The organism is Deinococcus aetherius (assembly GCF_025997855.1).
Lineage (GTDB): Bacteria > Deinococcota > Deinococci > Deinococcales > Deinococcaceae > Deinococcus > Deinococcus aetherius.
In genome coordinates this window covers 118,898-144,943 of record NZ_AP026561.1, presented here as the reverse complement: position 1 = coordinate 144,943, position 26,046 = coordinate 118,898, and the positions used below count along the sequence as shown (strand labels likewise).

17 protein-coding genes, 1 pseudogene and 1 riboswitch are annotated in these 26,046 nt (G+C 67.4%); of the genes and pseudogenes, 9 read left to right on the top strand and 9 right to left on the bottom strand.

Annotated elements, in window-relative coordinates:
* Positions 1-249 precede the first annotated feature (249 nt).
* From DAETH_RS16905 to rfbF, 5 genes are read right to left on the bottom strand one after another with little or no spacing between them, the layout of a single operon-like run.
* Complete coding sequence (locus DAETH_RS16905) at positions 250-1,551, bottom strand: NAD(P)H-dependent oxidoreductase (protein ID WP_264777881.1); 1,302 nt, start codon at positions 1,549-1,551, stop codon at positions 250-252.
* Entirely contained in the window at positions 1,548-2,096 is a 549-nt protein-coding gene (gene rfbC / locus DAETH_RS16900; protein WP_264777880.1) for a dTDP-4-dehydrorhamnose 3,5-epimerase, read from the bottom strand. Before rfbC ends, DAETH_RS16905 begins: the two co-directional genes overlap by 4 nt.
* Positions 2,093-3,157, bottom strand: a complete 1,065-nt coding sequence (locus DAETH_RS16895) for an NAD-dependent epimerase/dehydratase family protein (RefSeq protein ID WP_264777879.1) — start codon at positions 3,155-3,157, stop codon at positions 2,093-2,095. The genes rfbC and DAETH_RS16895 overlap by 4 nt, the downstream gene beginning before the upstream one ends.
* On the bottom strand, positions 3,154-4,398 hold the full coding sequence (lhgO, locus tag DAETH_RS16890) for an L-2-hydroxyglutarate oxidase (protein ID WP_264777878.1): 1,245 nt from the start codon (positions 4,396-4,398) through the stop codon (positions 3,154-3,156). Before lhgO ends, DAETH_RS16895 begins: the two co-directional genes overlap by 4 nt.
* Positions 4,399-4,402: 4 nt before the next feature.
* Positions 4,403-5,173, bottom strand: a complete 771-nt coding sequence (gene rfbF, locus DAETH_RS16885; protein ID WP_264777877.1) for a glucose-1-phosphate cytidylyltransferase — start codon at positions 5,171-5,173, stop codon at positions 4,403-4,405.
* 425 nt (positions 5,174-5,598) lie between these two features.
* Here rfbF and DAETH_RS16880 point away from each other — a divergent pair, with 425 nt between their 5' ends.
* From DAETH_RS16880 to DAETH_RS16860, 5 genes are all read left to right on the top strand, one after another.
* On the top strand, positions 5,599-7,278 hold the full coding sequence (locus DAETH_RS16880; RefSeq protein ID WP_264777876.1) for a tyrosine-protein kinase domain-containing protein: 1,680 nt from the start codon (positions 5,599-5,601) through the stop codon (positions 7,276-7,278).
* 100 nt (positions 7,279-7,378) lie between these two features.
* A complete protein-coding gene (locus DAETH_RS16875) occupies positions 7,379-8,659 on the top strand; it encodes a flippase (protein ID WP_264777875.1) in 1,281 nt (426 codons plus the stop codon).
* Positions 8,640-9,965 (top strand): O-antigen ligase family protein, encoded by a 1,326-nt coding sequence (locus DAETH_RS16870; RefSeq protein ID WP_264777874.1) that lies wholly within the window; start codon positions 8,640-8,642, stop codon positions 9,963-9,965. Before DAETH_RS16875 ends, DAETH_RS16870 begins: the two co-directional genes overlap by 20 nt.
* A 37-nt stretch (positions 9,966-10,002) precedes the next feature.
* A complete protein-coding gene (locus DAETH_RS16865; protein ID WP_264777873.1) occupies positions 10,003-10,896 on the top strand; it encodes a glycosyltransferase family 2 protein in 894 nt (297 codons plus the stop codon).
* Positions 10,893-12,095 carry a glycosyltransferase family 4 protein gene (locus DAETH_RS16860; RefSeq protein ID WP_264777872.1) on the top strand — a complete coding sequence of 401 codons (1,203 nt, stop codon included), beginning with the start codon at positions 10,893-10,895 and terminating at the stop codon, positions 12,093-12,095. The genes DAETH_RS16865 and DAETH_RS16860 overlap by 4 nt, the downstream gene beginning before the upstream one ends.
* A gap of 267 nt (positions 12,096-12,362) precedes the next feature.
* Here DAETH_RS16860 and DAETH_RS16855 read toward each other — a convergent pair whose 3' ends face one another.
* Together DAETH_RS16855 and DAETH_RS16850 are read right to left on the bottom strand one after the other, a co-directional pair.
* A complete protein-coding gene (locus tag DAETH_RS16855) occupies positions 12,363-14,336 on the bottom strand; it encodes a right-handed parallel beta-helix repeat-containing protein (RefSeq protein ID WP_264777871.1) in 1,974 nt (657 codons plus the stop codon).
* 411 nt (positions 14,337-14,747) lie between these two features.
* Positions 14,748-17,174 carry a carbohydrate-binding domain-containing protein gene (locus tag DAETH_RS16850; protein ID WP_264777870.1) on the bottom strand — a complete coding sequence of 809 codons (2,427 nt, stop codon included), beginning with the start codon at positions 17,172-17,174 and terminating at the stop codon, positions 14,748-14,750.
* A 356-nt stretch (positions 17,175-17,530) separates the two neighbouring features.
* Positions 17,531-17,615: riboswitch (cyclic di-GMP riboswitch) on the bottom strand.
* 568 nt (positions 17,616-18,183) lie between these two features.
* Between DAETH_RS16850 and DAETH_RS16845 the strand changes: the two genes are divergently transcribed.
* From DAETH_RS16845 to DAETH_RS16835, 3 genes are all read left to right on the top strand, one after another.
* Positions 18,184-19,287: a hypothetical protein gene (locus DAETH_RS16845; protein ID WP_264777869.1), complete on the top strand. Its 1,104-nt coding sequence runs from the start codon at positions 18,184-18,186 to the stop codon at positions 19,285-19,287.
* Complete coding sequence (locus DAETH_RS16840) at positions 19,277-20,647, top strand: MBOAT family O-acyltransferase (protein WP_264777868.1); 1,371 nt, start codon at positions 19,277-19,279, stop codon at positions 20,645-20,647. The genes DAETH_RS16845 and DAETH_RS16840 overlap by 11 nt, the downstream gene beginning before the upstream one ends.
* A gap of 314 nt (positions 20,648-20,961) precedes the next feature.
* Positions 20,962-21,933 (top strand): Ig-like domain-containing protein, encoded by a 972-nt coding sequence (locus tag DAETH_RS16835; RefSeq protein ID WP_264777867.1) that lies wholly within the window; start codon positions 20,962-20,964, stop codon positions 21,931-21,933.
* An 86-nt stretch (positions 21,934-22,019) separates the two neighbouring features.
* Here DAETH_RS16835 and DAETH_RS16830 read toward each other — a convergent pair whose 3' ends face one another.
* Together DAETH_RS16830 and DAETH_RS16825 are read right to left on the bottom strand one after the other, a co-directional pair.
* Positions 22,020-22,838, bottom strand: coding sequence for an SGNH/GDSL hydrolase family protein (locus DAETH_RS16830; protein WP_264777866.1), 819 nt, complete (start codon positions 22,836-22,838; stop codon positions 22,020-22,022).
* A 68-nt stretch (positions 22,839-22,906) separates the two neighbouring features.
* A pseudogene (locus DAETH_RS16825) lies at positions 22,907-23,645 on the bottom strand (IS6 family transposase).
* 304 nt (positions 23,646-23,949) lie between these two features.
* Between DAETH_RS16825 and DAETH_RS16820 the strand changes: the two are divergent.
* On the top strand, positions 23,950-25,779 hold the full coding sequence (locus DAETH_RS16820) for a right-handed parallel beta-helix repeat-containing protein (RefSeq protein ID WP_264777865.1): 1,830 nt from the start codon (positions 23,950-23,952) through the stop codon (positions 25,777-25,779).
* The last annotated feature ends 267 nt before the right edge of the window (positions 25,780-26,046 follow it).

Sequence of the window (26,046 nt, the reverse complement as noted above, 5' to 3'; positions counted from 1 at the left end):
AAACGATCAGCTCAGTTCAGACGCCGTGAGACGGCGGTCGCTTTCATGTAGCTTCTCCCCGATGAGGAGCACAGCAGCACAGAATCGAGCGTACTTCATTTTCACTGAAATGTGAAATATGAAATTCTCATAACACGTCAGGTCTGACCAGCTTAATCAGTTTTTACCTGACCTTTATTCGGTGGGTTTGACAAAGGAGAGAGGGTGGCGACTACTCCGCCACCCTCTCTCCAAGCTATAAATCTGGCGTCAGCTCACCGCGACCGGCGCGAACATCCGGTCCTGTTCGGCGCGCAGGGCGACGGCCAATGAGCCCTGCGGTAACTCCACGTCGTCGTACGTGAGCACCTGGTCCCGCGTGACGGCCCGGCGCAGGCGGCAACCCACCGCGAGGCCCATCGGGAGCAGTTGCTGAGCCGCCACCACGTCCGCGTTCTCGCACTGGCCGTAGGTGTGGTAGCCGCCCAGACCGTCGAGCACCGTCCCGGCGGGCAGGTCGGTCTTCGCCGTGGCGATCACGTCCACCGTCGGAGCGCCGAGGGGTTGCAACACTGCGTCCCCGAACAGCACCACCCGCGCCGCCGATAAGGGCACCTCGAAGTGGCAGAGGTGGTAGGGCGTGTAGAAGGAGTAGAGGGGACCCTCGCCGAGCTTGTACAGGTTGAGGTAGTGGCGCTGCTTGGGGTCGTCGTGGGTGGCGAGCACGAAGACGCCGGGACCCGGCTTGCTTCCCACCGTGTAGTCCACCACGCCGCCCAGGCGCCGCAGCTCGTCCACGTCGTACATCTTCGTCAGCTCGTCCACGTGCCCGGGGAACTCGGTGCCGCGCATCCCGCGCTTCTCGACCCGCATCCCGGTGCCGTTCGCCACGATGGCCTGCTCGAAGGAAATCTTGGTGCCGTCCGCGAAGCTCGTCACCATCTGCACGTTCTGGCCCCAACGTTCGGCAAAGGCCTTCTGCGTCGTCGGCGTGCGGTAGGGGTCTTGCAGGCCCTTGATATTCCCGCACACCAGCGGCGTGAGGCCGATGCTCCGCACGAAGCGGTAGAGGTTCGCCTGCACGCCCGGCTGGTCGCCGTCCGCCGCCGTCAGGATCACGCCCGCTGCATCCGCCCGGCGCTTGAGGAGCGGCCCCACCGTCGCGTCGAGTTCGGCGTTCATGGTGACCATGTGCCGACCGTGCGCGATGGCCTCCAGCGTCACCTGCGCCCCGAACTCCACGTCGCCCGTCACGTCGATCACGCAGTCGACCTGCTCGGAACGGCACAGCAACAGGGCGTCCTCCGTCACGGCGGGCTGGCCCCGGCGGATCGCGTCCTCAAGCCCCTCCTGCGTCTGCACCCGCACGAAGTCCGTGCGCCCCGCCTCCGTGTACGCCCGCTCCGCGCTGGCGACGTTGCGGTTGGAGACGGCGACGAGTTCCATCCCCGGCACCGAGTTGATGATCTGGTTGGCAACGCCCCGACCCATGAAGCCCGCGCCGATCATCGCCACCTTCACCGGGCGTCCCTCGGCCTCACGGCGGCGCAGGGCGGTGTCCACAATGATCATGTCGTCACCCCTTCACGCTCCGAGAGCAATGTCCACGCCTGATCCTTCGCCGAGATCACCGTCACCGGCATGGGCCACTGGATGCCCAACTGCGGGTCGTCGTGGCGCAGCCCGCGCTCATAGCCGGGGGTGTACGCCTCGCCGACCTGGTACACGACCTCAGCCCCGTCGGTGAGGGCCTGGTAGCCGTGCGCGAACATCTCGGGGACGTACAGCGCCCGGCGGTTCTCGGCGGTCAGCTCGACGGCGATGTGCTGGAGGTAGGTGGGCGAACCCTCCCGCAGGTCCACGATCACGTCGAGGATCGCGCCCTGCGTGCAGCGCACGAGCTTCGTTTCGGCGGCGGGCGGGAGCTGGTAGTGCATCCCGCGCAACGTTCCGGCACGGTGGTTGTAGCTCAGGTTCGCCTGCACCACGTCCACTTTCAGGCCGTGCGCCGCGAACTCATCCTGCGAGAAGGTGCGCGCAAATCCCCCGCGCTCGTCCTCCCGGACCTCCAGGTCGATGATGAAGGCCCCCCGCAGTTTGGTCTCGGTGAAGATCACGCGCCCCTCCCTTCGAGGACGGGCTGGGGCACCGGGGTGGGCCGCCAGTAGAAGTCGTGGTCGATCTGCTCGGTGCGCAGCAGGTATTCGAGCTGCTTGAGCCGGGTGTAGCCCCGCGACTCGAAGTCGGAGGCCTGGAGGTCAATTCTCTCGAAGAGGGCCGCGAGCTGCTGGGCGCCGCGCCGGGCGTCCCACGCGCAGCGGAAGTTTGGCAGCGCCGCGTGAATCTTGTCAAAATTCACCCGGTAGCTGCGGTTGTCCGCCCCATTCTCGCCGAACGACAGCTTGCAACCGGGGAAGGCCTCCGCCACGATCTCGGCAATCTCGCGCACCCGGTAGTTCTGCTGGGTGCTCCCCACGTTGAAGGCCTCGTTGTGGACGGCCTCGCGCGGGGCTTCGAGCACCTCGATGATCGCCTGCCCGATGTCGAGCGCGTGGACGAGGGGCCGCCAGGGTGTGCCGTCCGAGGTCATCCGGATTTCCCCAGTCGTCCGCGCCAGCCCGCTGAGGTTGTTAAGCACGATGTCGAAGCGCATCCGGGGCGAGGCACCGAAGGCGGTGGCGTTGCGCAGGTACGTCGGCGTGAAGGTGTCGTCCGCCATCTCCCGCAGGTCGCGCTCGACGAGCACCTTGCACTCCGCGTAGGCGGTCTGGGGGTTGACCTCGGAAGTCTCGTCCACGAAGTCGGCCCCGCCCACCCCGTAGACGCTGCACGAGGACATGTACACGAAGCGCGTGACGCCCGCCGCCTTGGCGAGCTTCGCCAGCCGGATCGAGCCCGCGTGGTTGATGTCGTAGGTGATGTTGGGGAGGAGCTGCCCGAGGGGGTCGTTCGACAGCTCGGCCATGTGGACGACCGCCTCCACGCCCTCCAGGTCCTGGGCCGTGATCTGCCGCAGGTCCTTGTTGAGCGTCAGGGCCGTGGTGTCGGTGCCGTTGTAGAGCCAGCCCGCCTTGTAGTAGCCGGTGTCCACGGCGAGGACGGTGTGGCCCCGGCGCAGGAGTTCGGGGGCGAGCAGGGAGCCGAGGTAGCCCTCGGTGCCGGTGACGAGAATCTTCATGCGAGCACTCCTTCGGCGGCGAGCCCTTGAGTCGGAACGGGCTTGAGGTGGGCGGGCGCCTGAACCCGGGCGGCGATGGTCTTCCCGATCTCCAGGGACGACGTGGCAGCGGGGGAAGGCGCGTTGCAGACGTGCAGGGCGGCGGGAGCGTCGATCAGCAGGAAGTCGTCCACCAGCTTCCCGTCGGGGGTGAGCGCCTGGGCACGCACTCCGGCCTCGCTGGGAATGACATCATTCTCCGTCACCTCGGGGATGAGGGCCTGGAGACTGCGCACGAAGGCGGGCTTGGACACCGAGCGCCACATCTCCTTCGCCCCCTCGCCCACGTTCTTGCGCGCGAGTTGCAGGAAGCCCGAGTAGCTCAGCGCGTCGCCGAGGTCGCGCAGGTTCACCTTGGTCTTGTGGTAGCCCTCGCGCGCGAAGGCCAGCACCGCGTTCGGCCCCGCGTGAACCGAGCCGTCGATCATCCGGGTGAAGTGCACCCCCAGGAAGGGGAAGTCGGGGTTGGGCACCGGGTAGATCAGGTGCTTGACGAGGTGGCGCTTCTCGGGCCGCAGCTCGTAGTACTCGCCCCGGAAGGGCACGATCCGGCAGCCGGGGTCCGAGCCCGCCATCCGCGCGATCCGGTCGCTGTGCAGCCCCGCGCAGTTCACGAGGTAGTGGGCAGCGAAGGGGCCCGCGTTGGTCTCGATGCGGTAGCCGCGTTCGTCGCGGTGCAGGGCCTCCACCCGGGTGCCCAGACGAATCCTGCCGCCGCGCGCTTCCACCTCCCGGGCGAGGGCGAGGCAGACCTCGGTGTAATCGACGATGCCGGTACTGGCGACGTGCAGGCCCGCGAGCGCCTCGACGTGGGGCTCGATCTCGCGCACCTCCTCGGCGTTCAGGGACCGCACGGGCAGGCCGTGTTCCCCGGCGCGCAGCCGCAGCTTCTCCAGGCCGGGCAGCTCCTCGGGGCGGGTCGCGACGATCACCTTGCCGCAGCGGTCGTAGGGGATGCCGTGCTCGTCGCAGAACTCGGGGATGCTGACGTTCCCCGCCCGGCACAGCCGCGCCTTGAGGCTGCCGGGCGCGTAGTAGATGCCGCTGTGGATCACGCCCGAGTTGCGGCCGGTCTGGTGCCGCGCCAGCGCCTCCTCCTTCTCCAGCACCAGGATCAGGGCGTCGGGATATCGCCGTCCCAGGGCGTAGGCCGTGGCGAGGCCCACGATGCCCCCGCCGATCACCGCGAAGTCGTATCTCACGCTCTCACCACGTCTTCCAGGGGGCCTTGCCCGCCTTCCAGAGGTCTTCGAGGTAATGCTTGTCGCGCAACGTGTCCATCGGCTGCCAGAAGCCGGGGTGGCGGTAGGCGGCGAGTTGCCCGTCGTGGGCGAGACCCTTGAGGGGTTCGGCCTCCCAGGTCGTCTGGTCGCCGTCGATGTAATCGATGACAGAAGGCTCCAGCACGAAGAAGCCGCCGTTGATCCAGCCGCCGTCGCCGTCGGGTTTCTCCTGGAAGGAGGTGACGGCCCCGCCGTCCTCGATGGACACGGCGCCGAAGCGGCCGGGGGGCTGCATCACCGTCATGGTGGCGAGCTTACCGTGGCTGCGGTGGAACTCGATGGTCCTGGTGATGTCCACGTTGCCCACCCCGTCGCCGTAGGTGAAGCAGAAGGTCTCGTCGCCGAGGTAGTGCCGCACCCGCTTGAGGCGCCCGCCCGTGAGGGTGTCCTCGCCGGTGTCGACCAGGGTCACCCGCCAGGGCTCGGCCTGGTTGCACAGGTAGGTGGCGTTTTGCGTGCGCATGTCGAAGGTCACGTCGGACATGTGCAGGAAGTAGTTGGCGAAGTACTCCTTGATCATGTGCTGCTTGTAGCCGCACAGGATGATGAAGTCGTTGACCCCGTGGGCGGAGTAGATCTTCATGATGTGCCACAGCACGGGGCGCCCACCGATCTCGACCATCGGCTTGGGACGGGTGGTGCTCTCTTCGCTGATGCGGGTGCCCAGGCCCCCGGCGAGGATGACGGCTTTCACGCGGGGCTCCCGGGCAGGCGGGCGGGATGAGGATGGGTCATGGACAGGCTCTCCTTTGAACTCTCGTGAGGGCGGCAGAATGTGAGGGGGCTGTGACAGCGGCTGACGCACAGTCGGCCCGGAGGTGCCAGCCTCCAGGGGGCGTGCGGGCCCGGCCATCCGTCTCTCATGGCCGCATCTTGCCGCACCCCGTATCTGAGCAACGGCTGATCACTTCGCGGGCCTGAGCATCATGGGAAGCACCCCGCCAGGGGGAAGGAGTCTTCATGTCGAGAGTTTGGATGGCAGCGGGTCTCCCGGCGGTCTCCGCGCTGGCCGGAGCCGTCCGCCTCCTCCCGCCGCCCCCATCCCCGTTCAGAAGCTCGTGACCCCGCCGCGCGACCCTTCCCGCCCGCTCTCGCCGCCGTCCAGGAGGACCCACCCCCATGCCCCCGATGAATGACGATCTCGACCTCTCGCGTCCCCTCCGCGCCCTGAAGCGCTTCACGTGGCTGGTGCTGCTGCTCTCCCTGGCCGCCGGGGCCGTGACCTACCTGCTCTCCAGCCGCCAGACGCCGGTCTACCAGGCCAAGACCCTGATCCTCTCGGCGGGGAGCCAGACCAGCAACCCTTCGGTCGGCAATACCGTGGTCAGCCCCCCGCCCCTCCCGGCGGGGGCCATCGAGGGGGCGCTGCAAAGCGAGAACGTGCTCGGCGTGGTGCGCCGCCGCCTGGCGGAGGTTCCCGAGCTGACCCGGGCCCAGCGCATCGTGCTCGCCGACCGTCTCGCCCAGGACATCGCCAGCGGCCGGGGGCGGGTCTTCGACGTGTCCGGCCAGCAGGACATCTACGGCAACGGCACTTACACCCTCAGCGCCACCCACCGCGACCCGGTGGTCGCTGCCCGCCTGGCGAACCTCGCGGCCGACGCACTCGTTGACTGGGACACCGAGCGCGGGCTCGTGAAGGTCAACGCGGCCATCAACGGCCTGCGCACCCGCCTGGCCGACGTCGAGCGCCGTCTGGCGGCGGCGGGCCCGGTGGTGGGCACACCGACCAGCCTGCAACAGACGCTGCTGGCCCAGCGCGCCAACCGCCTCGACGCCCTGAACAACCTCACCGCCCTGCGCGAAACGGTGGTGGGCTCGCTGAGCGTCGTGGCGCCCGCCGCCGTGCCCCTCAAGCCCGTCGCGCCCAAGCCGCTGCGCAACGCCGTGCTCGTCGGCGGTTTCGTCCTGCTGCTGCTGAGCGCCCTGCTGGTCTTGTGGTCCTCGGTCAACCGCATGGTGGCCTCCGACGCCGACCTCAAGTTCCTCAACCTGCGTCTGCTGGGCGAGGTGCCGCGCGTCCGGCTGTTGCGCCGGGGCCAGTCGCTTCTTGTGGCGCTGAGGCAGGGCCGCTGGTCCGACAGCGTCGCCTTCCTCGCCGCCGGGGTCAAGAGCGTCCTGCCCAAGGGCGAGCGCAGGCCGCCCGTCTTGCTCGTGACCTCGCTGTTCAGCGGGGACGGCAAGTCGAACATCAGCGCCGCTATCGCCGACGCCCGCGTTGCGAGCGGCGACCGGGTGCTCCTGATCGACGCGGACCTGCGCCGGCCCTCCCAGGCGAGCATCTGGCAGGCCGGGGCCCAGACGGCGGAGTGGGTGGACCTGCCCGGCGCCGTGCCCTTCCCCGGCGAGGAAAGCCGCGACCTGCTCGGCGCCCTGGACCGCCCCGTGACCGCGCAGGCGCGGCGGCTGCGGGACAACCTACATCTGCTCGCCCCCGCGCCCGGAATGCACGCCCAGACCCAGGCCCACCTCCCTGCCGAGCGCTTCCGCGAGGCGATGACGCAGTGGGGCGCCGGGTACGACCTGATCGTGGTCGACGGCCCGCCCGCGCTCGCCGTGGCGGACCCCCTGGTGCTCGCTCCCCATGCAGCGGGTGTGCTGCTCGTGCTGGAGGCGGGGCGCGCCTCGGTCGCCAGCGTGCAGCGCGTGCTCGACGCCCTGCTCCTGGTGAACGCGAACGTGCTCGGCGTGGCGCTGAACAAGGTCAACCCGCGCGGCCAGGTGGCGCGCTACGGCTACGGCTACGCCCGCCGCTCCACCCCGGCCGCTGCCCCCAAGCCCGAGTCGAGGGTCCTGTGAGGCCTATTGTGCGGGCCGCGCTGCTCCAGCTCCCAACCCGGGGGGAGCGCCCTCACCGCCGTCTGCGGAGCGTCCGGGCAGGCGCGGAGGCCCGGGCCAGATGAACGTGCTTGGCGCGGGTCGGCGCTTCGTGGGGAATCTCGTGGCCCTGTACGCGGTGCATGCGGCGACGTTCGTTCTGCCCCTCCTCACGACGCCGTTTCTGGCCCGCGTGCTTGGTCCGGCGGCGCTGGGCCTGCTGGTCTTCGCCCAGGCCTTCGCGGGCCTGCTCGGCATGCTGGTGCAGTACGGCTTCGACTTCTCCGCCAACCGCGAGGTGGCCCGTGCCCGCGACGACTCGTCCCGGCTGGCCGAGGTGATGTCCGGGGTGATGAGCGCGAAGTTGTTGCTGGCGCTGCCCGCCATCCTGCTCGCCCTGGGCGCCTCGGTCCTCATCCCGACCCTGCGCGACCACCCGGCCCTGCTGTGGGCGAGCGTGTTCTGGACGCTCGCCCAGGCCTCGAACCTGATGTGGTACTTCGTGGGGATAGAACGCGCGGGCGTCGCCTCCTCGCTGGATGTGGGCGCGAAGGTGCTGGCGACGGCCGGGATCTTCGCCCTGGTGCGCGGCCCCGCCGACCTGTGGTGGGTGCCCGTGCTCAACGGCGGGGCCGCCCTGACGTCGAGTGTGCTCGCCCTGCGGATCGCCCACCGGGACGTGCCGCTGCTGCGTCCGAGCCTGGGCCGCGCGCTTGCCGCGTTGAAGGGGGGGTGGAGCCTGTTCGTGTTCTCGGCGGCGTCGAGCGTTTCCGCCACCGGCAGCGCCTTCCTGCTGGGGCTGTTCGTGGAGCCGCGTCTCCTGGGGTATTACAACGGCGCCGACCGAATCGCGCGAGCTTTCCAGGGCGTGTTGCAACCGCTGAGCCGGGCCCTGTACCCGCGCTTCAACCGCGCCGCGCACCACAGCATGGCCGAAGCCCGTGCGCTCCTGCCGAGCGGGGTGCGCCTGGTGGGCGGCGCCGGGGTGGTGCTGTGCCTGGCCGCCGCGCTGGGGGCCCCGCTGTGGGTGCGGATTTTGCTCGGACCTGAATTCCTGCCGTCCGTCCCGGTGCTGCGCGTCCTGGCCTTCCTGCCGCTGGTGGTGTCCTTGAATCTGGTGCTCGGCATCCTGTGGTTGTTGCCGCTGGGCCGAGACCGCGCCTTCAACACCGTGGTGATCGGCGGCACGGCCCTGAGCGCGCTCCTGATCGTCGTCTTGGTGCCCAGGTACGGCCCACTGGGGATGGCGAGCGCCGTCGTCCTGACGGAAGTGGCCATCCTCGTGAGCCTGCTTCTGGTCTGCCGCAACACCCTGCGTGCCCGTCCGGAAAAGGAGGTGGAACGTGCATCTGTCACGTCGTAAGGTCGACTTCTGGCTGCACGCGGGCATCTTCAGCCTGTACCTGGGCACGCTGTCCGTCTTTGGCCTCGCCAAACGGGTGAACGACGCCCTGGGCAATGCCGCGCTGTTCGGGTTGCTCGTGCTGAGCCTGGCGTTGTTGGCCTATGCCGCGTTGCGCACCCGGGGGGTGCCGCTGTTCGGTCTGGTGCTGCTGGGACTGCTGCCCCTCGTGCATTACGGGGTGTTCGTGGTGACCGGAGCCTCCACCGTCGGGGCCTCTATCTATCTCTACAAGTTCGGCGGCTTCCTGCTCGCCCCCTTCGTCTGGCTGTGGGTGCGCCGCCACGACGACGCGCAGGTCGAGCGCGTCATCATGCTGCTCAGCCTCGTGACCGCACTGCGGGCCCTGCTCGCCTTCGCCCTGCCCGGGGTGCATCCCGGGGCGGCCGGAACGGGCGCGCTCGCCTTCGCAGACGACTTCGGTATCTACGAGCGCGTCGGCGGGTTCGCCCGGGTGTTCTACCCGGGGATGGCCCTGGTGTTTCTCGGGCTGCTGATCTCGCTCGAACGTGTCCTGTCGGCCCGGACCCTGCGGGTGTGGCCCGAGGTGTTCAAGGTGGCCCTGTTCACGGCGGCCCTGCTCGTCACGCTCTCGCGCGGCTCGATTATCTTCGCCCTGCTTCTGACCTCGCTGTACGTCCTGGTCAGGCTCCTGCAACGTCCCGTGGCCCACCTGCGCCTGGCCCGCGTCGCGCTCGGGGGGCTCGTCGCCGTCAACGCCCTTGCGCTGGTCTTCACGTTCTCGTCCTTCGGTGCGTCGCTCGGCGCGTCCCTGACGGGCCTCACGCACTCCGACCGCCTCACTCTCGACCGTGCCAACATCGACTGGCGGGAGCGGCAGGTCAAACTTGCCTTCAGCCTGGTGAACACGGAGGAGCGGCGGCTTTTTGGCGTGGGTACCCACACCCTGATTCCGAGCAATCCCGACCTGCTCACGGGCGCGACCAACGACTTGCACTACTCGTACCACTCGATTCTGTGGACCTTCGGGTACGTCGGGCTGGGGCTGCTCGTGGCCTTCGGCATCGTGCAACCGCTCGTGCGCGCCGTCTGGGCACGCGGACAACTGGTCCTTCCCTTCGCCTTTACCACCTTGTACATCGCGCTCGTCGGCGCGTACACCATCGTGTTCACCACGCCCGACTGGAATTTCGCGCTGTGCCTGTGCGCCGCGTATCTGAACGCCCGCGCCTGGAAGCGGCAGCCCTCCTCCAGGCGTGAGACGGCCGATCTCCAGGCCGCGCCGTCCGGTGCGGTTTCCCTGTAAAGCGCCACGAAAGGTATTAAGAAAGGCAGCTCGTGCTATGGAGACCTCTTCTCAACACCCCCCCGTCACCATCGTTTTGATCAACTACAACGGCTGGCGCTTCACGGACGCCTGCCTGACCTCGCTGCGCGACCTCAAGTACCCGGCCTTCCGGGTCCTGGTGGTGGAAAACGGGTCCACCGACGACTCGCTGGCCCAGCTGCGGGAGCGCTGGCCGGACCTCGAACTCATCGAGATCGCGCGCAACGTGGGATTCACCGCCGCCAACAACGTGGGTGCGCGGCGGGCCCTGGAGCACGGCGCCCAGCACGTCTGGTTCCTGAACAACGACACGGTGGTCGACCCCCTCGCCCTCAGCGAGCTGGTGAACACCCTGGAGGCCGAGCCGCGCACGGGGGCCGTCGCCTCGGTGCTCTACGATATGCGGGTGCCCGAACAGGTGCAGGCCTGGGGCGGCGGCTTCGTGCGGCTGTGGAGAGGCGACGCCGATATGTACTTCGGGCCGGTGGCCCGCGAGCGGCTGCACTTCCTGGGCGGGACGAGCCTGCTGGTGCGCCGCGCCGCCCTGGAGCAGGTCGGGCTGTTCGACGAGCGCTTTTTCATGTACTGGGAGGACGCCGACTTCGGCTTCCGGCTGCGGGCGGCGGGTTGGGGGCTCGCGGTGGCGGACGGCTCGCGGGTGTGGCACGTGGGCAGCGCGAGCATGGGGGAGGGCAACACCCGGACGACCAAGAGCGAGACCTTCGAGTTGAACTTCACCCGGAGCGCCGTGCGCTTCTTTCGCAAGCACGCGCCCCTGCCCGCCGTGCCCATCCTCGCCGGGCCGGGTTTTCACCTGCTCAAGCGGGTGCTGCGCGGGCAGTGGGGAAGGGCGCGCGCTGTCACGCGGGGGGCCCTCCAGGGCTTTCGCCGCTCCGGGGCGGGGGCGTGACGGCCACGGCCGGGCGGCCCTCGGCGCCTGCCCGCCGTCCGCTGCAACGGGCGCTGTATATCAGCATCCAAGACAGCGGCGACAAGAGAAGTTGGTCGGGCACCTCCTTCCGGATGCGGCGCTGCCTGGAGGCCGCTGGGTACGACGTGGCGTGCGTGGACGGGCTCGCCACCTTCACGTCGCCCCTGGTCCGCGCCAAGGCCGCCTGGGCACGCGTGAATGGGCGCAAGTATGTGCGGGACCGCACCCCCTTCACCCTGCGGCGGTACGCGCGGCAGATTGAGGAGCGCGCCGCCGCCCTCGACTACGATTTCGTGTTCAGCGCCGGCAGCATGCCCGTCGCGCTGCTGCGGGAGCGTAAACCCATCGTGTGCTGGGGGGACGCCACCTTCGGGGCCCTCCTGAATTTCTACCCGGACCTGCGGGGCCTCAGCCGGGAATCCGAGGCGCTCGGCCACCGGTTCGAGTCCCTGGCGCTGCACCGGGCGGCGGCCGTGATCTACGCGTCGGACTGGGCGGCGCGGTCGGCCATCTCCCTCTACGGGGTGGACCCCGCCAAGGTCCACGTGGTCCCCTTCGGCGCGAACCTCGACGTGCAACTCTCACCGTCGGACCTCGGGCCGCTCATCGCCCGTCGGCTGGCCGATCCGGTCGTGAAGCTGCTGTTTATCGGGGTGGAGTGGGAGCGCAAGGGCGGCCCCAGCGTGCTCGAGGTCGCGGGGCTTCTTCGGAACGCGGGGGTGCCGTGTGAATTGCATGTGGTGGGCGTCACGCCCCCCGGCCCCCTTCCGGACTTCGTAAAGCTCCACGGCTTTCTGGACAAGAACACACCCGAGGGAACCGCGCGCCTGGCCGCCCTGCTGTGCGAGAGCCATTTTTTCCTCATGCCCTCCCAGGCCGAGTGCTTCGGGATCGTCTTTGCGGAGGCCAGTGCTTTTGCCCTGCCCTCGGTGGGCACGAACGTGGGCGGCATCCCCAGCGCCATCACCCCCGGCGTGAACGGCCTGCTGGTTGAACTCGGCACCCCGCCCGCCGAGATCACACGGCAGGTAATGGAGCTGTGGGGTGACCCTGCCGGGTACGCTTCCCTGTGCCGCTCGGCGTACGACGAGTACACCCGGCGCCTTAACTGGGACGCGGCGGGGCGGGCGCTGCGCCGGATCATCGACGGGCTGGACCCGGCGGGCGCAAGCGCCTGAGCCGAAGACAGGAGAAGCCCCGCCGAAAGAGGGCGGGGCTTTCGCTGACGAATCGGGGGAAGCTCGTTCTCCGGTTTCCCCGCAGCCCCGGAGAGAGGAACTTCCAACCCCTCCAGCCCGGGCGAGGCGAAAAGTCGGGATGGTGGGCGGTCGAAGTGAGGTGGCCGGTGGAAGGCGACCTGCCGTTTCTCCTGCGCCCCCTGTCTCGGAGCCTGACCTGGCTGCTTGGGAAGTCGCTGCGAACGGGTCGGACTCAGCGTTCGAATCCTACTGGCACACCTTCGGAACGGCGCCGGTATTACCCGAGCAGGTCGGGCTGCCTTGGATGTTGATGGGACGCGACACTGTGCTGTCAAACGTGTTGTTCAGGATCCGGTAGCCCGGCTGGGTGCTTCCGTTGACGAAAACTCCAGTGTCACCGTCACGGTAGGTGTTGCGCCCGATGGTCGTGTCCCGGCCGCCGTAGACCACCGTGCAGATCTCCCGGAACCCGCTGAAGGTGTTTCCCTCGATCAGGCTGTTCGGGCTGCCGGGAATCTCGATACAGGTCTTCATGGAGCGGGCGTCACTCGTGAAGGTGTTGTGGCGGACCACCGTGCCGTTCTCGGCCGCCAGCATCAGACCGACGTACGCGTTCTTGACCTCGTTGTCCTCAACCACGACGTCCCGCGTCGGGCTGCCGAACGTGTTGAGCACGATGCCCGTGTCCGGAACATTCGGGTTGCCCAGACCGTAGAGTTTGTTGCCGCTGATCCTGCCCCCGACCACGCCCTGAAGCAGTGCGAGTCCGCCCCCATCCTTACGCCAGCGCCGGCCACCGCTCACCCTGTTGTTCTCGATCACGCCGCCGTACACCCGGTTGACGCCGCCACTCGGGAAGGACTGGATTTTGATCCCGTCTTTGCCAAACACGTCCACGGTATTGCCCCGGTAGGTCACGTTGTTCGTGCCCTCGGTCTTGGTCGCCGTGTCCCACTGGTTCTTGATCGTGTTGTTCTCGATCAGGACGGTGTCTCCCAGTTGCAGCATCAGCCCGATGCCCGTGTTCTGGTTGGACACTGAGGCGTTCGGGTCGGCATCGCCCACGATGGTGTTGCCCCGGAACACGCTGTTGCGGCAGTCCTCGCACCCCATGCCGTGGCCGTGAGCCCGCAGGCTTCGGCTGTCCAGCACCTTGAAGCCCTGAGAATGTTCGCCGTTGATGCCGACGGACTGGACCTCGCGCACCTCCGTGCCCTCCACGGTGACGTTCTGGCTGTATTCCACGATCAGGCCGTCCATGCGGTAGGCGAAAGCCGAGATGTTGCGGTTGGCGAAGCCCTGGAGGGTAAACCCCCGAATGGTCACGTCGCGCGCGTTCCTGAAGGTCAGGATGCCGATGTCCCTTCCGCGTTGAACCCAGCTCGGCGCCGCCTTGATCGTGGCCCCCGCGCCGCTCACTGTCCGCCCGTTCAGGTTGGCGAAGACCACGGGGCCGCTCACGAGGTAAGTGCCTGCCGGAAAGAGGATGTCCTTCCCGGCCGCCCCGGCGGCAGCGCGGTTCAGAGCTGCGGTGTCGTCGGTCACCCCGTCACCCTTGGCACCGAAACTCCTGACATCCACCGCATTCCCCGAAACGGTGCCCGGCGCGGGAGTGGGGGTGCTCGGGGAGGTGGGCGCCGAGGTCGTGCCCGCCGGGTCGATGATCAGGTAGTCGATGACGGCGTTGCGGTCGTTGGCGCCGTCATAGGCGTCGTTGATGAAGGTCACGTCGAGGGTGTCGCCCGGTTTGAGAGCGAAGGTCCCCACCGTGAAGACGGCGTAGGTCGCGCTGCTCAGCTCAACCCTGCCCTTCTCCGCCCCGTTCACCCGCAGGGTCACGATGGGGCTCTCCCGGTAGAGGTTGCCCCAGAGGTCCCCCCGCCCCCGCACCCGCACCGTGTAGTTCCCCGCCGCCGACCCCGCAGGCACCGTGAAGCGCACGGCGTTGCCGTTGCTGAGCAGCTTCACCGCCTGCCCCCCGCTCGCGGCGGCGTCACTGATTACCTTCCCCCCGTTGGGCACCCCAGAGTCAACCACCGTCAGCGCCTGGACCTCGTTCGCGGACAGCGAGACGGTGCCGGCGCGCTCCGCCTCCAGTTGCTGGGCGACTTCCTCTCCGCCCGACGTGCCCCCCGGCCGGGAAACTCCACACCCCACCAGCAGCGCGGCGGTGACGAGCAGAGCGAATGATGAACGGGAAGCAACCTGAGTCTGATTCATAACGTCAGCAACCTTACTTTGGAATGAAGCCTTTGTAAATGAAAAACTTCGCCTTTGTTAAGGAAAATTAAAACACTACTGCTCAAAAAGCAGTAATGCTCCAACCGTCATTTATGACGGTTGGAGATTGATGGAGATGACGAAGACAAAACGTCAACTTCCCTAAAAACAGGAAGTTCGCTTCAGGCGACACAGCAAGAAACAGCGGCCATCTACGTCTTGGCCGTTCAAGACTATAAGCAGACCGGATGTGGAAAAGATTTGATGAGTGGCGGCCTGGGCCCGTGGCTCAAATCCCATCCGCCGTTGAGATGAGGGGCGCTTGTGCGGACCAAGCGAAGGCCCCTCCCGTCCCGGTGTGAGCGGGAGCAGGGGAGGGGTCGCGGGGGCAGGGTCGGTCGGGAGCTGGCCTTAACGGCACTCGCTACGAACGCCGGTGCCTGTATTGCCGCTGCACTGAGCCACGGTGCCCTGGTAGGGCAGCGGCTCGGGCACGTTCTCGAAGGAGTTGCTGAGAACCTTGAAGCCGGTGGAATCGTTCGCGTTCAGCCACAGCCCGGCCTGGCCGCTCTTGTAGGTGTTGCGCTGGAGGGTGATATTGTCGATGCTGTTGTAGGCCAGGACGCAGATGTTCGTGAAGCCCTCGAAGGTGTTGTCCTCCAGCACCGTGCCGTTTCCGCGATCCAGGTCGACGCAGCGGGTCATCGCGCCGCTCGTGCTGGAGAAGCGGTTGCGCCGGGCCACCGTGGCGGTGTCGCTCTTGATCACCATGCCCCTGCGGGCCTCGAAGACCGTGTTGTCCTCGACCGTGACGTTGCGGTTCTGGGGGACGTTGTCCGAGAAGCTGGCGACGGTGATCCCGTTGGAATCGATGGATTTGCCGGGGCCGTAGACTGTGTTGCCGCGCAGGGTCGCTCCGTCCACGCCGGCAACCAGGAGGCCGCCCGTGCCGTCGTAGCGCCAGTGGGTAAAGTTCCTGACGACGTTGTTCTCGATCAGGGCGTTCTTGACGACCTGGCCGCTGCCGCCCTGATCGTTGGGAAGGTACATCACCTTGATGGCGTCCTTGCCGAAGGTATCGACCGTGTTCCCCCGGTAGGTCACGTTGCTCATGCCCTCGGTCTTGGTCGCCGTGTCCCACTGGTTCTTGATCGTGTTGTTCTCGATCAGGGCGCCGCTCCCGTTCTGGAGGAAGATGCCGATGCCAGACGTGTTGTTGCCCTGATCCATCGGGGTACTCGGGTCGGCGGTCCCCGTGACGTAGTTGCCTGAAACCACGACGTTCGTGCAGTTGCCGCAGCCGATACCGCTGCCGTGGATATAGGTCATCTTGCTGCCCGTGACCTTGTAGCCGCTCACGTCGTCCCCGTTGATTCCGAAGGAATGGGCGCTGTCCACCGTGATGCCGTCGAAGGTGACGTTGCTGCCACCGTACACCTGGATGCCCTCCTGCCGACTTGAACCCCAGGTGTCGCCCAGGTTGGTGAAGCCCTTGAAGGCCAGCGACTTCACCGTGAGGTTGGTCGGATTTCTGAAGGTCAGCGCGCCGAAGTTCGCCCCCCCGTTGTTCCAGGCGCTCGAGATCTTGATCAGCGCGGCCGGGTCGCCCGTAATGACCTGCCCCGAGGTGGAGTTGAACACGACCGGCTTCGAGACCACGTAGGTGCCCGCCGGGAAGTAGAGGCTCTGCTTGCTGTCGGCGGCCCGCTGAAGGGCGGCCGTGTCGTCGGTGCGGCCGTCTCCCCTCGCGCCGAACGTCTTCACGTCGGTGCCTGTCGTGACCGTCGCCGTGGGGGTGGGGGCGGGGGTGGGGGTAGGAGTGGGGGCCGCCACCGGCGCGGGAGCCGCCGTGGTAACGGGCGTGAACACGCCGTAGTCGATCATGGCGTTGCGGTCGTTCGGCCAAGGCCCCGTCGAGTAGTCGTTGACGAAGACCACGTTCAGCTGGTCCCCCGGCTGCAGCGAGAGGTTGCCGACGTCGTACAGCCCGGCCGTGGCGCCCACCGTCACCTTGCCGAGGACCGCGCCGCCCTTGCGAACCTCGACCACGGGTTCACCCTGGAACACGTCTCCCTTGGCCTGAAGTTGCAGCCGGTAGGTGCCGCTCACCCCGGTGGGAACCGTGAGGTTTGCGGTGGCGCCGTTGCCGAGCAACGTGACGTAGCTTCCGCTGGTCCTCGCGCCCGCCCCCGGCACCGCGTCCACCTTCACCGCCGTGCCGCCGGAGGTGGAGCCCGTGCTCGCCGGGTCGAGGATCAAATAGTCCACCACGGCGTTGCGGTCCGTGGAGGGCGTGCCGCCGTACGCGTCGTTGGTGAACACCACGGTGAGGACGTCGCCCGCCTTCAGCGCAAAAGTGCCCACTGTGAAGGCGGAGTAGGAGGTGGTCGTGAGTTCTACCCGGCCCTTCTCACTGCCGTTGAGTTGCACGGCGACGATGGGGTTGCCGTTGTAAGCCACGGCGCGGCCCTGCACCCGAACCGTGTAGTTCCCGGACGCGGCTCCCGCAGGCACGGTGAAGCGCACGGCGCTGCCGGTCGAGAGCAGGCTGACCGCCTGACCCCCGCTGGCGTTCGAGTCGCTGATAACCTGCCCCCCCGTGGGGGCTCCGGGCTCGACCGCAGCCTGCGCCGACAGGTCGGTGCCCGGCAGCACGAGGGTCTGGCCCTGCTCGGCCTCGAGGGTCGCTGCGGGCGAGCTGGAGGCGGGGGCGGTCAGCGTCGTCTCTGGGGTCGGCGGGGTGGAATCCGAGTTCGAGCACGCGGCCAGCAGCAGGGGCAGGCCGAGCAGGGTGAGTTTGAACAGGGTGGTGCTCGTGCGAATGGGGAAAGAGGTCATGGAAAACTCCTGGGTTAGAAGGTCCAGCAGCAAGGACGTGCGGGCAGCGAGACGCTGCGGCACTGACCTGCGCGGAAGAGTTCGCCCGCTGGTCGGGGCGGGGCTACGTTCTGGGCTCGGTCGAGCGGGGCAATCGTTCGCCCCGTATCTGGGTCACACCGCTAGGCGTGTCGGCCGATGGCCTCACATGGGAGCCGTCGCCGTACTTCCCTGGCCCGGACGACCGCACGGGGCGCTGATCCCCGGCCGGTCTGTGCCCACCAGTCCCATTCCCTTCGTTTTCCACTCTCGTTCGGAATTCCCAGGCGCCTCGCGCCGAGAGTTCCACCCTCAAACATAGGTAAATACAACACGTTTTGCCTCCAGGTCGGTCGCACCACTTGCTCCGCTCGACCCAGGTGCCCGGTTCAGTGGTCGAGGTTCATCGCATCCCGGTGCCGCTAAGTTAATGTCCCTTTTATTTCAGCTTAATTACAGGTTAAGAAATTAAGGTCTGTGCTGTTCTTCGCGTCGCCCTCAGGAGGAGGAGAGCCCCAGCTCTCTTGCAGAGGGAAAAACGATAAACTCTGTGTGGGAGCCCAAGTTCGGCGACTTTGCACGCTCATCGGGCACGGGGGAGGAGGGGTAGGGGTGCGCCAAGAGGGGGAGCTGCCAGATTAAGACGTTGAGGAGATGGGGAAGTCCTCCTCTTTCGAAAGCATGCCGAAAGCGGCGCACAGACGCCTTCGACATGCCCCTGAAGGGGCCAGGTCCTGGGCTGCTGAGCAACCGTGGCTCAGGTTGTTAGAGATGAATACTGACTGGACCGCAGGCGCAGCGTCTGGGTGGCCTTCCCGACGACAACGGGGCCCTGGGCGTTTCACCGCCCCTTCCTGTGCCTGCCGGGCTTCCCGTAAGTGTTGGGCGTTCCGGCAACCCCAGAGGTGAACATGAGTGTGACGTATTTACAGCCTGGTAGACAGCCACGCACCCGCCGCCGGGCGTGCGGAGATCCCGGAGTGGGGTGGCCATGCGCTTTCTAGGCGCCGTGCTCGGCTGGTTGGCGGTTTTCGTGATCGCGTTGGGCGGCCTGCTCTGGTATGTGGACCCCCACGGCCAGTTCGGGGGAGGCCGCTTTCCCACCGTCACCCTGGACGCTCGGCGGCAGAAGATGGATTTCTTCCGCGCCTATCAGCGGCAGGCCCCGGTTCAGGGGTTGATCCTGGGATCAAGCCGCAGCATGAAGCTCGACCCGGAGGTTTTCAGCGAGAAGACCGGACTGCGCTTTTTCAACTTCACGGTGGACGCGGCCAAGGCGGAGGATTACCTGGCGATCTACCGCTGGGCGAAGGCGCAGGGTGCCCCCATTCGACGGGTCATGCTGGGGCTGGATGTGGAAGCCCTGCACAACGACGACCAATTCTTCCCGAACTTCCGCACCAACGCGGAGCTGCGCGGGATGCTCAACCGCGACCAGGGAGGAGCGGCGCTCGTGGGTCTCTCAGCGAACGCCAGCCGTGTCAAGGACATGTTCACCGTCGACTTCCTGAGAGACACCTTCAAGGTGGTGGCGGCGAGGGCGCGCTCTGAGAACCGGGTGCCCTTCATGCAGTTCACGGCCAACGGCTACCTGCATTACCCTGGCCGTGAACAGCAGCGGGCTGCCGGGACCTTCGATCTGACGCGCGAAGTGAACGCCTGCCTGCCGGGCTATCTCACCACCTACGGGGGAATGCGGTCCCTCTCGCCCCGCCGCTGGGGGTACCTGGAGACCCTGGTGCGCGAGGTGCAATCAGACGGCGGTCAGGTGGAAATCTGGATTTCCCCGCTGCACCCGGCCACCACCCGCCTGCTCGCCAGCCAGACCCGCTACACGAGGCTGCTCGCCGAGACCCGCGCCGCCCTACAGGACCTCGGCCGCCGCACCGGCGTGACCGTGCGCGACTACGCCTCACCCGAGCGCTTCGGCAGCAACGCGCAGGACTGGTACGACTGCGCGCACATCGACAACCGGGGAGCGGAGCTGCTGAGCAGCCGCCTGCTGGGCGAGGAGGGCGGCGCGCCCGTCCTCGACCGGCCCACCTCGCTCCGGGCGCGACCGCTGAGTCCCCAGGGGAACCCCAATGGTCTTTAATTCCGACATCTTCCTCTTCGCATTCCTGCCCGTCGTCTTCGCGCTGTTCTGGCTGCTGCGGGAAAAGCAGGCCCGCTACATCCTGCTGACGATTAGCGGGTACATCTTCTACGGGTACTGGGACTGGCGTTTTTGCTTCCTGATGCTGTTTTCCAGCCTGGTGAGCTTCGGCTCGGGCCTGATGATCCAGCGGGCCCAGGACCAGAAGACCAAGCGGGCCTGGATGATCGGCACGATTTGCGTGGACTTGGCGCTGCTGGGCTTTTTCAAGTACTACAACTTCTTCGCCGAGAGCCTGCACGCGGTCGACCCCGCCATCGCGCCGCCCCTCCTGAACATCATCTTGCCCATCGGCATCAGCTTCTACACCTTCCACACGATCTCCTACGTCGTGGACGTGGCGGCGGGCCGGGTGCGCGCCACGAGCAACATCTTCGAGTACCTGACCTACGTCAGCCTCTTCTCGCAGCTCGTCGCCGGGCCCATCGTGCGCTTCCGGCAGATCGAGGCCGACCTCGAGCGGATCGACAAGCCGCCCCAAACCGACCAGATGGCGCTCGGCGTCGGCTTCTTCGCCGTCGGCCTGATCAAGAAGGTGGTGATCGCCGACACCATCGCGCGGTTGGTCGACCCCATGCTCGCCAACCACGGGGACCTCTCCATGCTGGGCGCGTGGGTGGCCGCGCTGGGCTACACCTTCCAGCTCTACTTCGACTTCAGCGGGTACTCGGATATGGCGGTCGGCCTGGGCTACCTCTTCGGCATCCGCATCCCGCAGAACTTCAACGCGCCCTACAAGGCGCTCGGAATCGGCGACTTCTGGCGGCGCTGGCACATCAGCCTGAGTTCGTGGCTGCGCGACTACCTGTACATCAGCCTGGGCGGCAACCGCAAGGGGCCCACCCGCACGAACGTCAACCTCGTGATCGTGATGCTGTTGGGCGGCCTCTGGCACGGGGCGAACTGGACCTTCGTGATCTGGGGAGCCTACCACGGCATTCTGCTGGTGATCGACCGCGCCCTCCAGCCCTGGCTGAAGCGCTGGCCGCCCCTGCTGTACCGCTGGGGCACCTTCCTCCTGGTGATCGTGGGCTGGGTGTTCTTCCGCTCCGAGAGCCTGTCCATGGCCCTCGACTGGCTGGGCAAGATGGTGGGCATCGGCACGGGCAATGGGGACATCCCCCAGACCCTGATGGTGCTGTGCGTGCTGTGCTTCGTGGCCGTGAACACCCTGCCCGAGACCTGGGACATCCGCTTCCCCAAGACGGTGCGCTGGGCCCCCGTGTACGCCCTGAGCCTGCTCCTCGCCTACCTCTTCATGAACGGTGCCAACAGCACCTTCCTCTACTACCAGTTCTGAGCCCCACCCCCCGGCCTCCCCACGCCGCTCCGGCCCCGTGGGGAGGCCGCCTTCTGGCACCACGGTGAGAGGAGAACCCTTCCCCACCGCAGGCCGGGCCCGGCGGCTGAGTTACCGTCGCTCATTTCGGCCCGGCCCTACACTTCGGGGACGTGAGCGGGAACTGAGAACGGGAAGGACGGGGTTCACGAGACCCGGCGACAGCCTTCACGAACCCCCGGCCCAGCCCTCCCACCGTTTCGGCACCCGGCCGAGCCAGAGCGGTTCGGGCCGTTCCCGCCCTTCGCACCGTCCTCCCCGAAAGAAGGTCAACCGTGAAAAACTACCGCACCCTCGCCCTCCTGACCAGCGTTTCCCTCCTGTTGGCCGCCTGTAACGGTACCCGCACTCCGACCCCCTCGGCTGTGGCGAGCGTCGAGGTGACGGCGCCGAGCGACCTCAACGTCAAGCTCAACGACGCGGCGACGACCACCCGGTTCACGGCCGTCGCCCGGGCCGCGAACGGCACCGCCCTGACCGGCAAGACCGTCACCTGGAAGTCCAGCAACCCCGACGTGGCGACCATCGACGCGAACGGCGTGGTGACGGCGAGGCACTTCGGGGAGACCACCATCAGCGCTACGGTGGACGGCGTGGCGGGGAACAAGACGGCCACCCTGAGAACCTACGGCCTGGAGGTCTTCGCGGGCGTCCGCGACAACGGCTTCGACACCGCGATGTTCTTCCGCTACCGCACGAAGACGGGGCTTAACCCCGCCAAGGTCAGCTTCACCGTCAGCGGTCCCTCTGGCTGGAACGGCGGCCAGAGCCCCTCATTCGACCCGGCGGTCTCGACCTACTTCCCCAGGGGGGACGGCAGCGGGCTCCACTGGTTCGAGTTCGGCTGGACCAAAACGGGGGTCATTCCTGCGGTGCTCGGCGACTACACGGTGAAGTTCAACGTCGACGGCGAGGAGTGGACCTCCACGACCAAGATCACCTCGCTGACCAACTCGGCCGCCGTCCCCACCAACATCCGGAAGACGGGGTACGACGGTTCGGCCGTCACGGCCGTGTGGGACAACGTGATGCCAAATGGAAGCTACCTTGCTGAGGTCGCGGGCTTTCAGCCGCCCCTGTACGTCAAGAACCCCACGGCGGTCATCCCCGCGCCGGGGCTGACGCCCGGCAACACGTACTACATCGCCGTTCACGCCCTGACCCTCGACACCACCGCCCCCGTCACCACCATCCTGAGCGGGGGGCAGTTCGACGTCCGGTTCAACACGGGGTCCTTCGTTCCCTGAGCCCCGACACCCGGCCGAGGCGCCGCCACTCCCGCGACCTGGGAGCGGTGGCGCCTCGGCTGCCGTCTGCGGGGAAGGGGTGAAGATCAGGGCCCCGGGGTCCCCGGCGTCCGCCGCAACGCCTCGTACCAGACGCGGGCGAGCTTGCTGTACCCGCCCGCGTCGGGATGGACCCCGTCGGCGAGATCGGCGAGGGTGAGCGCCGCGCCCACGTCCACGAAAGCCACCTTCTTGCCCTGATCCGCCCGCGTCTTGACGACCCCGGGGAGGGCCGCGTTGAACCGCTCGACCCAGGCATTCTGGGCCGCGTTCGCCAGCGGCGGAAGGGAGGCCACCAGAATGCGGGCCTCTGGCCGCCGGGCGCTCATCTGGTCGAGCAGGGCGCCCAGGCGGGCGGGAGCGTTCGCCGGGTCGCGGTTCTGGATGAGGTCGTTCGTGCCGATCATCAGCAGGATGGTGTGCGGCGGGTGACCGTCGAGCCAGCCGTCCACCTGCGCGGCGAGTTGGTCGATGCGCCAGCCGCTGTGCCCCTCGTGGTCGCGGTCGAGCAGGGCACTCGGGCCGTTCTCCTGCGAGCCCACGAAGTCCAGCCCGGCAACCCGGGCCGAGAGCTTGCGGAACAGTTCGATCCTGTAGCCGCCCGGAATGCTGTAGCCGTCGGTGATCGAGTCTCCGGCGGCATGAGGCGGAGAGGCGTCGCGGATGCGCCCCGGCCGACCGAAAGCAGCCGCAGGTCGGCGGCGGTGGCCTCGCGGCTCCTGTTGGGGCCCGCATGGAGATCCTTGGTGGAGCCGTCCTCTGACGGCTGGCCGGGCACAAAGGTGAGGGTGCCGAGGGCCCGGGTGAGAACGTGTCCGTCTGGCCGTCGGTGATCCCCGGCAGCTTGCCGCCCGAACGTGGGCCAACGGCAGGCCAGCCGCCGGAGTCCGCGCCGCGCGCCGCCACCTCCACCGTGTCCGGTTGTGGCAAGTTGTTAGCTTCCGGGAGGCGGAGAAGCTTCGGAAAGGCAGGCGGGCTGCTGTACCCCCACTTCACGCCAGGTTTGGAAGGCTTCTTGCTGGTGTTCTCGACGCTCGGCAGCAGGGGAGGTGGAGCGGGCAGGCTGGTGAAGGTTCGTCACTCGGGCGTGCAAGTCGAGAACGCCTTGCGCCCAATATCGTGATCGGAACCCTCGCTGTTGCCGAACACAGCGTCGTGTCGGTCGATGGGATGGCAGGGTCAGGTTGTTGCGACGGGCCGTAGCTCTGACCTGAACGTGCTCCACACCGTGGAGCACGGGGAGTTTCCCAAGTGCTGCACCGCACTGGAGCTTGTCGGTGTGAACCACTTCTGGCACGTCGTCTTCCCCTCACCGTCGGCGGGAGAACGACTTGGCCGCCTCGGTCTCCCGGTGTTCCTGAAAGAAAACGTCCAGCACGGCTCCGTGTTCATCCACAGCCCATGTTCGATCCCACCGATGTCCACGCACCGTCACGTCAAGGTGCCACCGGGAGGGGACGTCGGGGTTCCCGGTGGCGGAGGTCCTGAGCGAAGAGCTTACTGCACCCCGTGCACCAGGTCCGAGTGGATTCACGGGTGACGGCAATCCCCCCTTCCAGGAGGAGTTCCTCGACGGCTCGGGAGCTGAGCGTGAAGCGGTGGTACAACCACACGGTGTCGTCGATCACGGCGAGGGAAAAGCGGTAGCCCGGGAGCTTCTGACCGCTCAACAACGCGCCACCCTCCCCTAACAACCTGCCACAACCTGGTTGGGGAAAGGGCGGCAGAGCGCCCACCACACGGACAGGGCCACATCTTCTTCATGTTGAAATGCATTTTCAAGTGTATAAAACTTCTCAAAGCGCGGCCGTGCGTTCCGAAGCACATTCGGCATGGAGGAGCATCGGCAGAGGAGGGGTGGACGCTCCCCCGCTTTGTCACCGCGCCGCACCCGATCCCGACCCTGGAGGTTTTGCACCTATGTCCAATTCCAAAAGATTCCGCTTTCGGCCGCTCGCGCTCATGTCAGGAAGTCTGGTGGGAGGCGCCCTGTTTGCCCTGGCGGTTCAGGCTCCAGCCGACCTCACGCCCTGGCAGATAGAGGCGGAGCACGCGCGGGGGCACAACGACCAGCCGCTGCCCACACGCCAGGGCGCGGACTCCGCCTGGATCATTTCCGATAAGGCCGCGAGTGACGGGCGTGCCGTGCTGCTGGCCTCAAACGGCGGGTCGGTGGGGCAGGTGTTGCCCGGGTCCTTCCGACCCGGCGTCTACACCGTGGGGATTCGCGCACGAGGCGAGGCGTACCAGGGCTGGCCGACCGTCGAATTGCGCCTGGACGGGCGCCGGGTCGGGGCCGTCACGGTGACGAACGGCGAGTACGCCCTGCAGACCCTGGCGAACGTTTCCCTGCGGCCGGGGCAGCGGCTCGACATCGTATTCGTCAATGACGCGTACGACGGCGCGCAGGACAGGGACCGCAACGCCGTGCTCGACCAGCTCGCCCTGACTCCCCTCCAGGACGCTGCCCCGCCCGCCGGGCGAACTCCCGGGGACGTCCTCGACGTGAAGAGCTTTGGGGCCAAGGGGGACGGGGTGACGGACGACTCGGCGGTCCTCGCGCGCATCGGCAACGCGGGCGGCAAAGACATCTACTTCCCGCCGGGGACTTACGTGATCGGGCGGCCGGTCCGCCTCGACGGGCTGAAGCACCAGACGATCTACGGCTCGAACGCCACCCTTCGGGCGAGCGACGACTTCCAGGCCGGGGACGCCCTCGGCATGCTCACGCTGACGAACGCCCAGGACCTCACCGTTCGCGACCTCACCATCGTCGGGCGGGCCCGCTACGACGTCGCGCCGTTTGACCAACGCGCTGACGGGCTGCATGTGGAGGACAGCCGGGACGTGCACGTTCGCGGCTTGAACGTACAGCGCACCCACTCGGTGGGGATCAGCGCCGATGGTAGCGACGGCGTCGTCATCGAGGACAGCACTGTGAGCGGGGCCTACGCCAACGGCATCGGCACGGGCAACAGCAACAACGTCAAGATCCTGCGCAACACGGTCACGGGGCTCGGTGACCCGGGCAGCGGGAACTACAAGGAGCCGCCGGGCCTGGGCATCTTCGGGTGGGGCGGCAAGAACTTTCTGGCCGAGGGCAACGTCCTGAGGAACATCACCAACACCGCCACGAAGACGGAGGGCATCGCCAACACGACCTACCGGGGCAACACCATCGACGGTTTCGGCAAGGACGGTATCAAGATCATGCCGCGTCCCGGCTACAGCACGTCGGTGGCCGGTGCAGTGGTTGAGGGCAACACCATCCGCAACCGCCACCCGTGGGCGGCCGACGGCACCTCGTATATCCTGTTCCACTCGGTGCAAGGCGGCCGGGTCGCGGGCAACAAGATCGAGAGCACCTATCGCCCGGGGCACTTTTACGAGGAAGACGCCGTCCGCGTGAACACCTTCTCGAAAGGGCCGCCCTCGCGCGACATCGTCATCGAGGGCAACGAGATCGTCGGCACTCGCCGTGGGGTGCGCCTGGAGGCGGACGGGACCGTCTTTCGCGGCAACACGGTGCGGGGCCAGGACCCCTGGGCACGCTCCGGCCTGATCGTATCTGCCAACGGGGTCAGCGTGGCGAACAATACCTTCGACGGGCCCGTCATCGGCGTGCTGCTCGACAGTGGCGTGGCCCGCACCCGCGTGGAGAACAACCGCTTCGCAAATAATTCCGGGTCGGGCGTGTACGCGGACAACGACAACTCCGACACGACCGTCGGCGGCAACTCCTTCGGGGTGGGCGTGGCACAGCGCGTCGTGGGACGGGTGAACGGTTGCCGTTCCAACGAATGCTGAGCCGCCACCCGTCTCCTGTGCCGCTGCTGTCGCCGTAGTCCACGGATCATTCCCCAGAATGAAGCGGAGGCTGCCTGCCGCGCGGGCGTGTTCCCCCGAGGGGGGGTGGTCGTAAGAAAGGTCCCCGGCCTCGGACGTCTTGCGATACAGTCTGCCCAGATGCGTGCTCTTCCAAGCTGCGAGAGGAGGCCTCCCTTGCCCGGGGGCGGGGCGGTCTCGGCTATCCGGGAACTCGCGCCTCCTGGGGCGGCGGGATTCTCTTTCCCC

Bases quoted from the DNA above. Each gene is read 5' to 3' on its own strand.
- DAETH_RS16905 (WP_264777881.1), bottom strand. From the start codon at position 1,551: ATGATCATTGTGGACACCGCCCTGCGCCGCCGTGAGGCCGAGGGACGC.
- DAETH_RS16895 (WP_264777879.1), bottom strand. From the start codon at position 3,157: ATGAAGATTCTCGTCACCGGCACCGAGGGCTACCTCGGCTCCCTGCTC.
- DAETH_RS16880 (WP_264777876.1), top strand. From the start codon at position 5,599: ATGCCCCCGATGAATGACGATCTCGACCTCTCGCGTCCCCTCCGCGCC.
- DAETH_RS16850 (WP_264777870.1), bottom strand. From the start codon at position 17,174: ATGACCTCTTTCCCCATTCGCACGAGCACCACCCTGTTCAAACTCACC.
- DAETH_RS16840 (WP_264777868.1), top strand. From the start codon at position 19,277: ATGGTCTTTAATTCCGACATCTTCCTCTTCGCATTCCTGCCCGTCGTC.
- DAETH_RS16855 (WP_264777871.1), bottom strand. From the start codon at position 14,336: ATGAATCAGACTCAGGTTGCTTCCCGTTCATCATTCGCTCTGCTCGTC.
- DAETH_RS16845 (WP_264777869.1), top strand. From the start codon at position 18,184: ATGCGCTTTCTAGGCGCCGTGCTCGGCTGGTTGGCGGTTTTCGTGATC.
- DAETH_RS16875 (WP_264777875.1), top strand. From the start codon at position 7,379: ATGAACGTGCTTGGCGCGGGTCGGCGCTTCGTGGGGAATCTCGTGGCC.
- DAETH_RS16865 (WP_264777873.1), top strand. From the start codon at position 10,003: ATGGAGACCTCTTCTCAACACCCCCCCGTCACCATCGTTTTGATCAAC.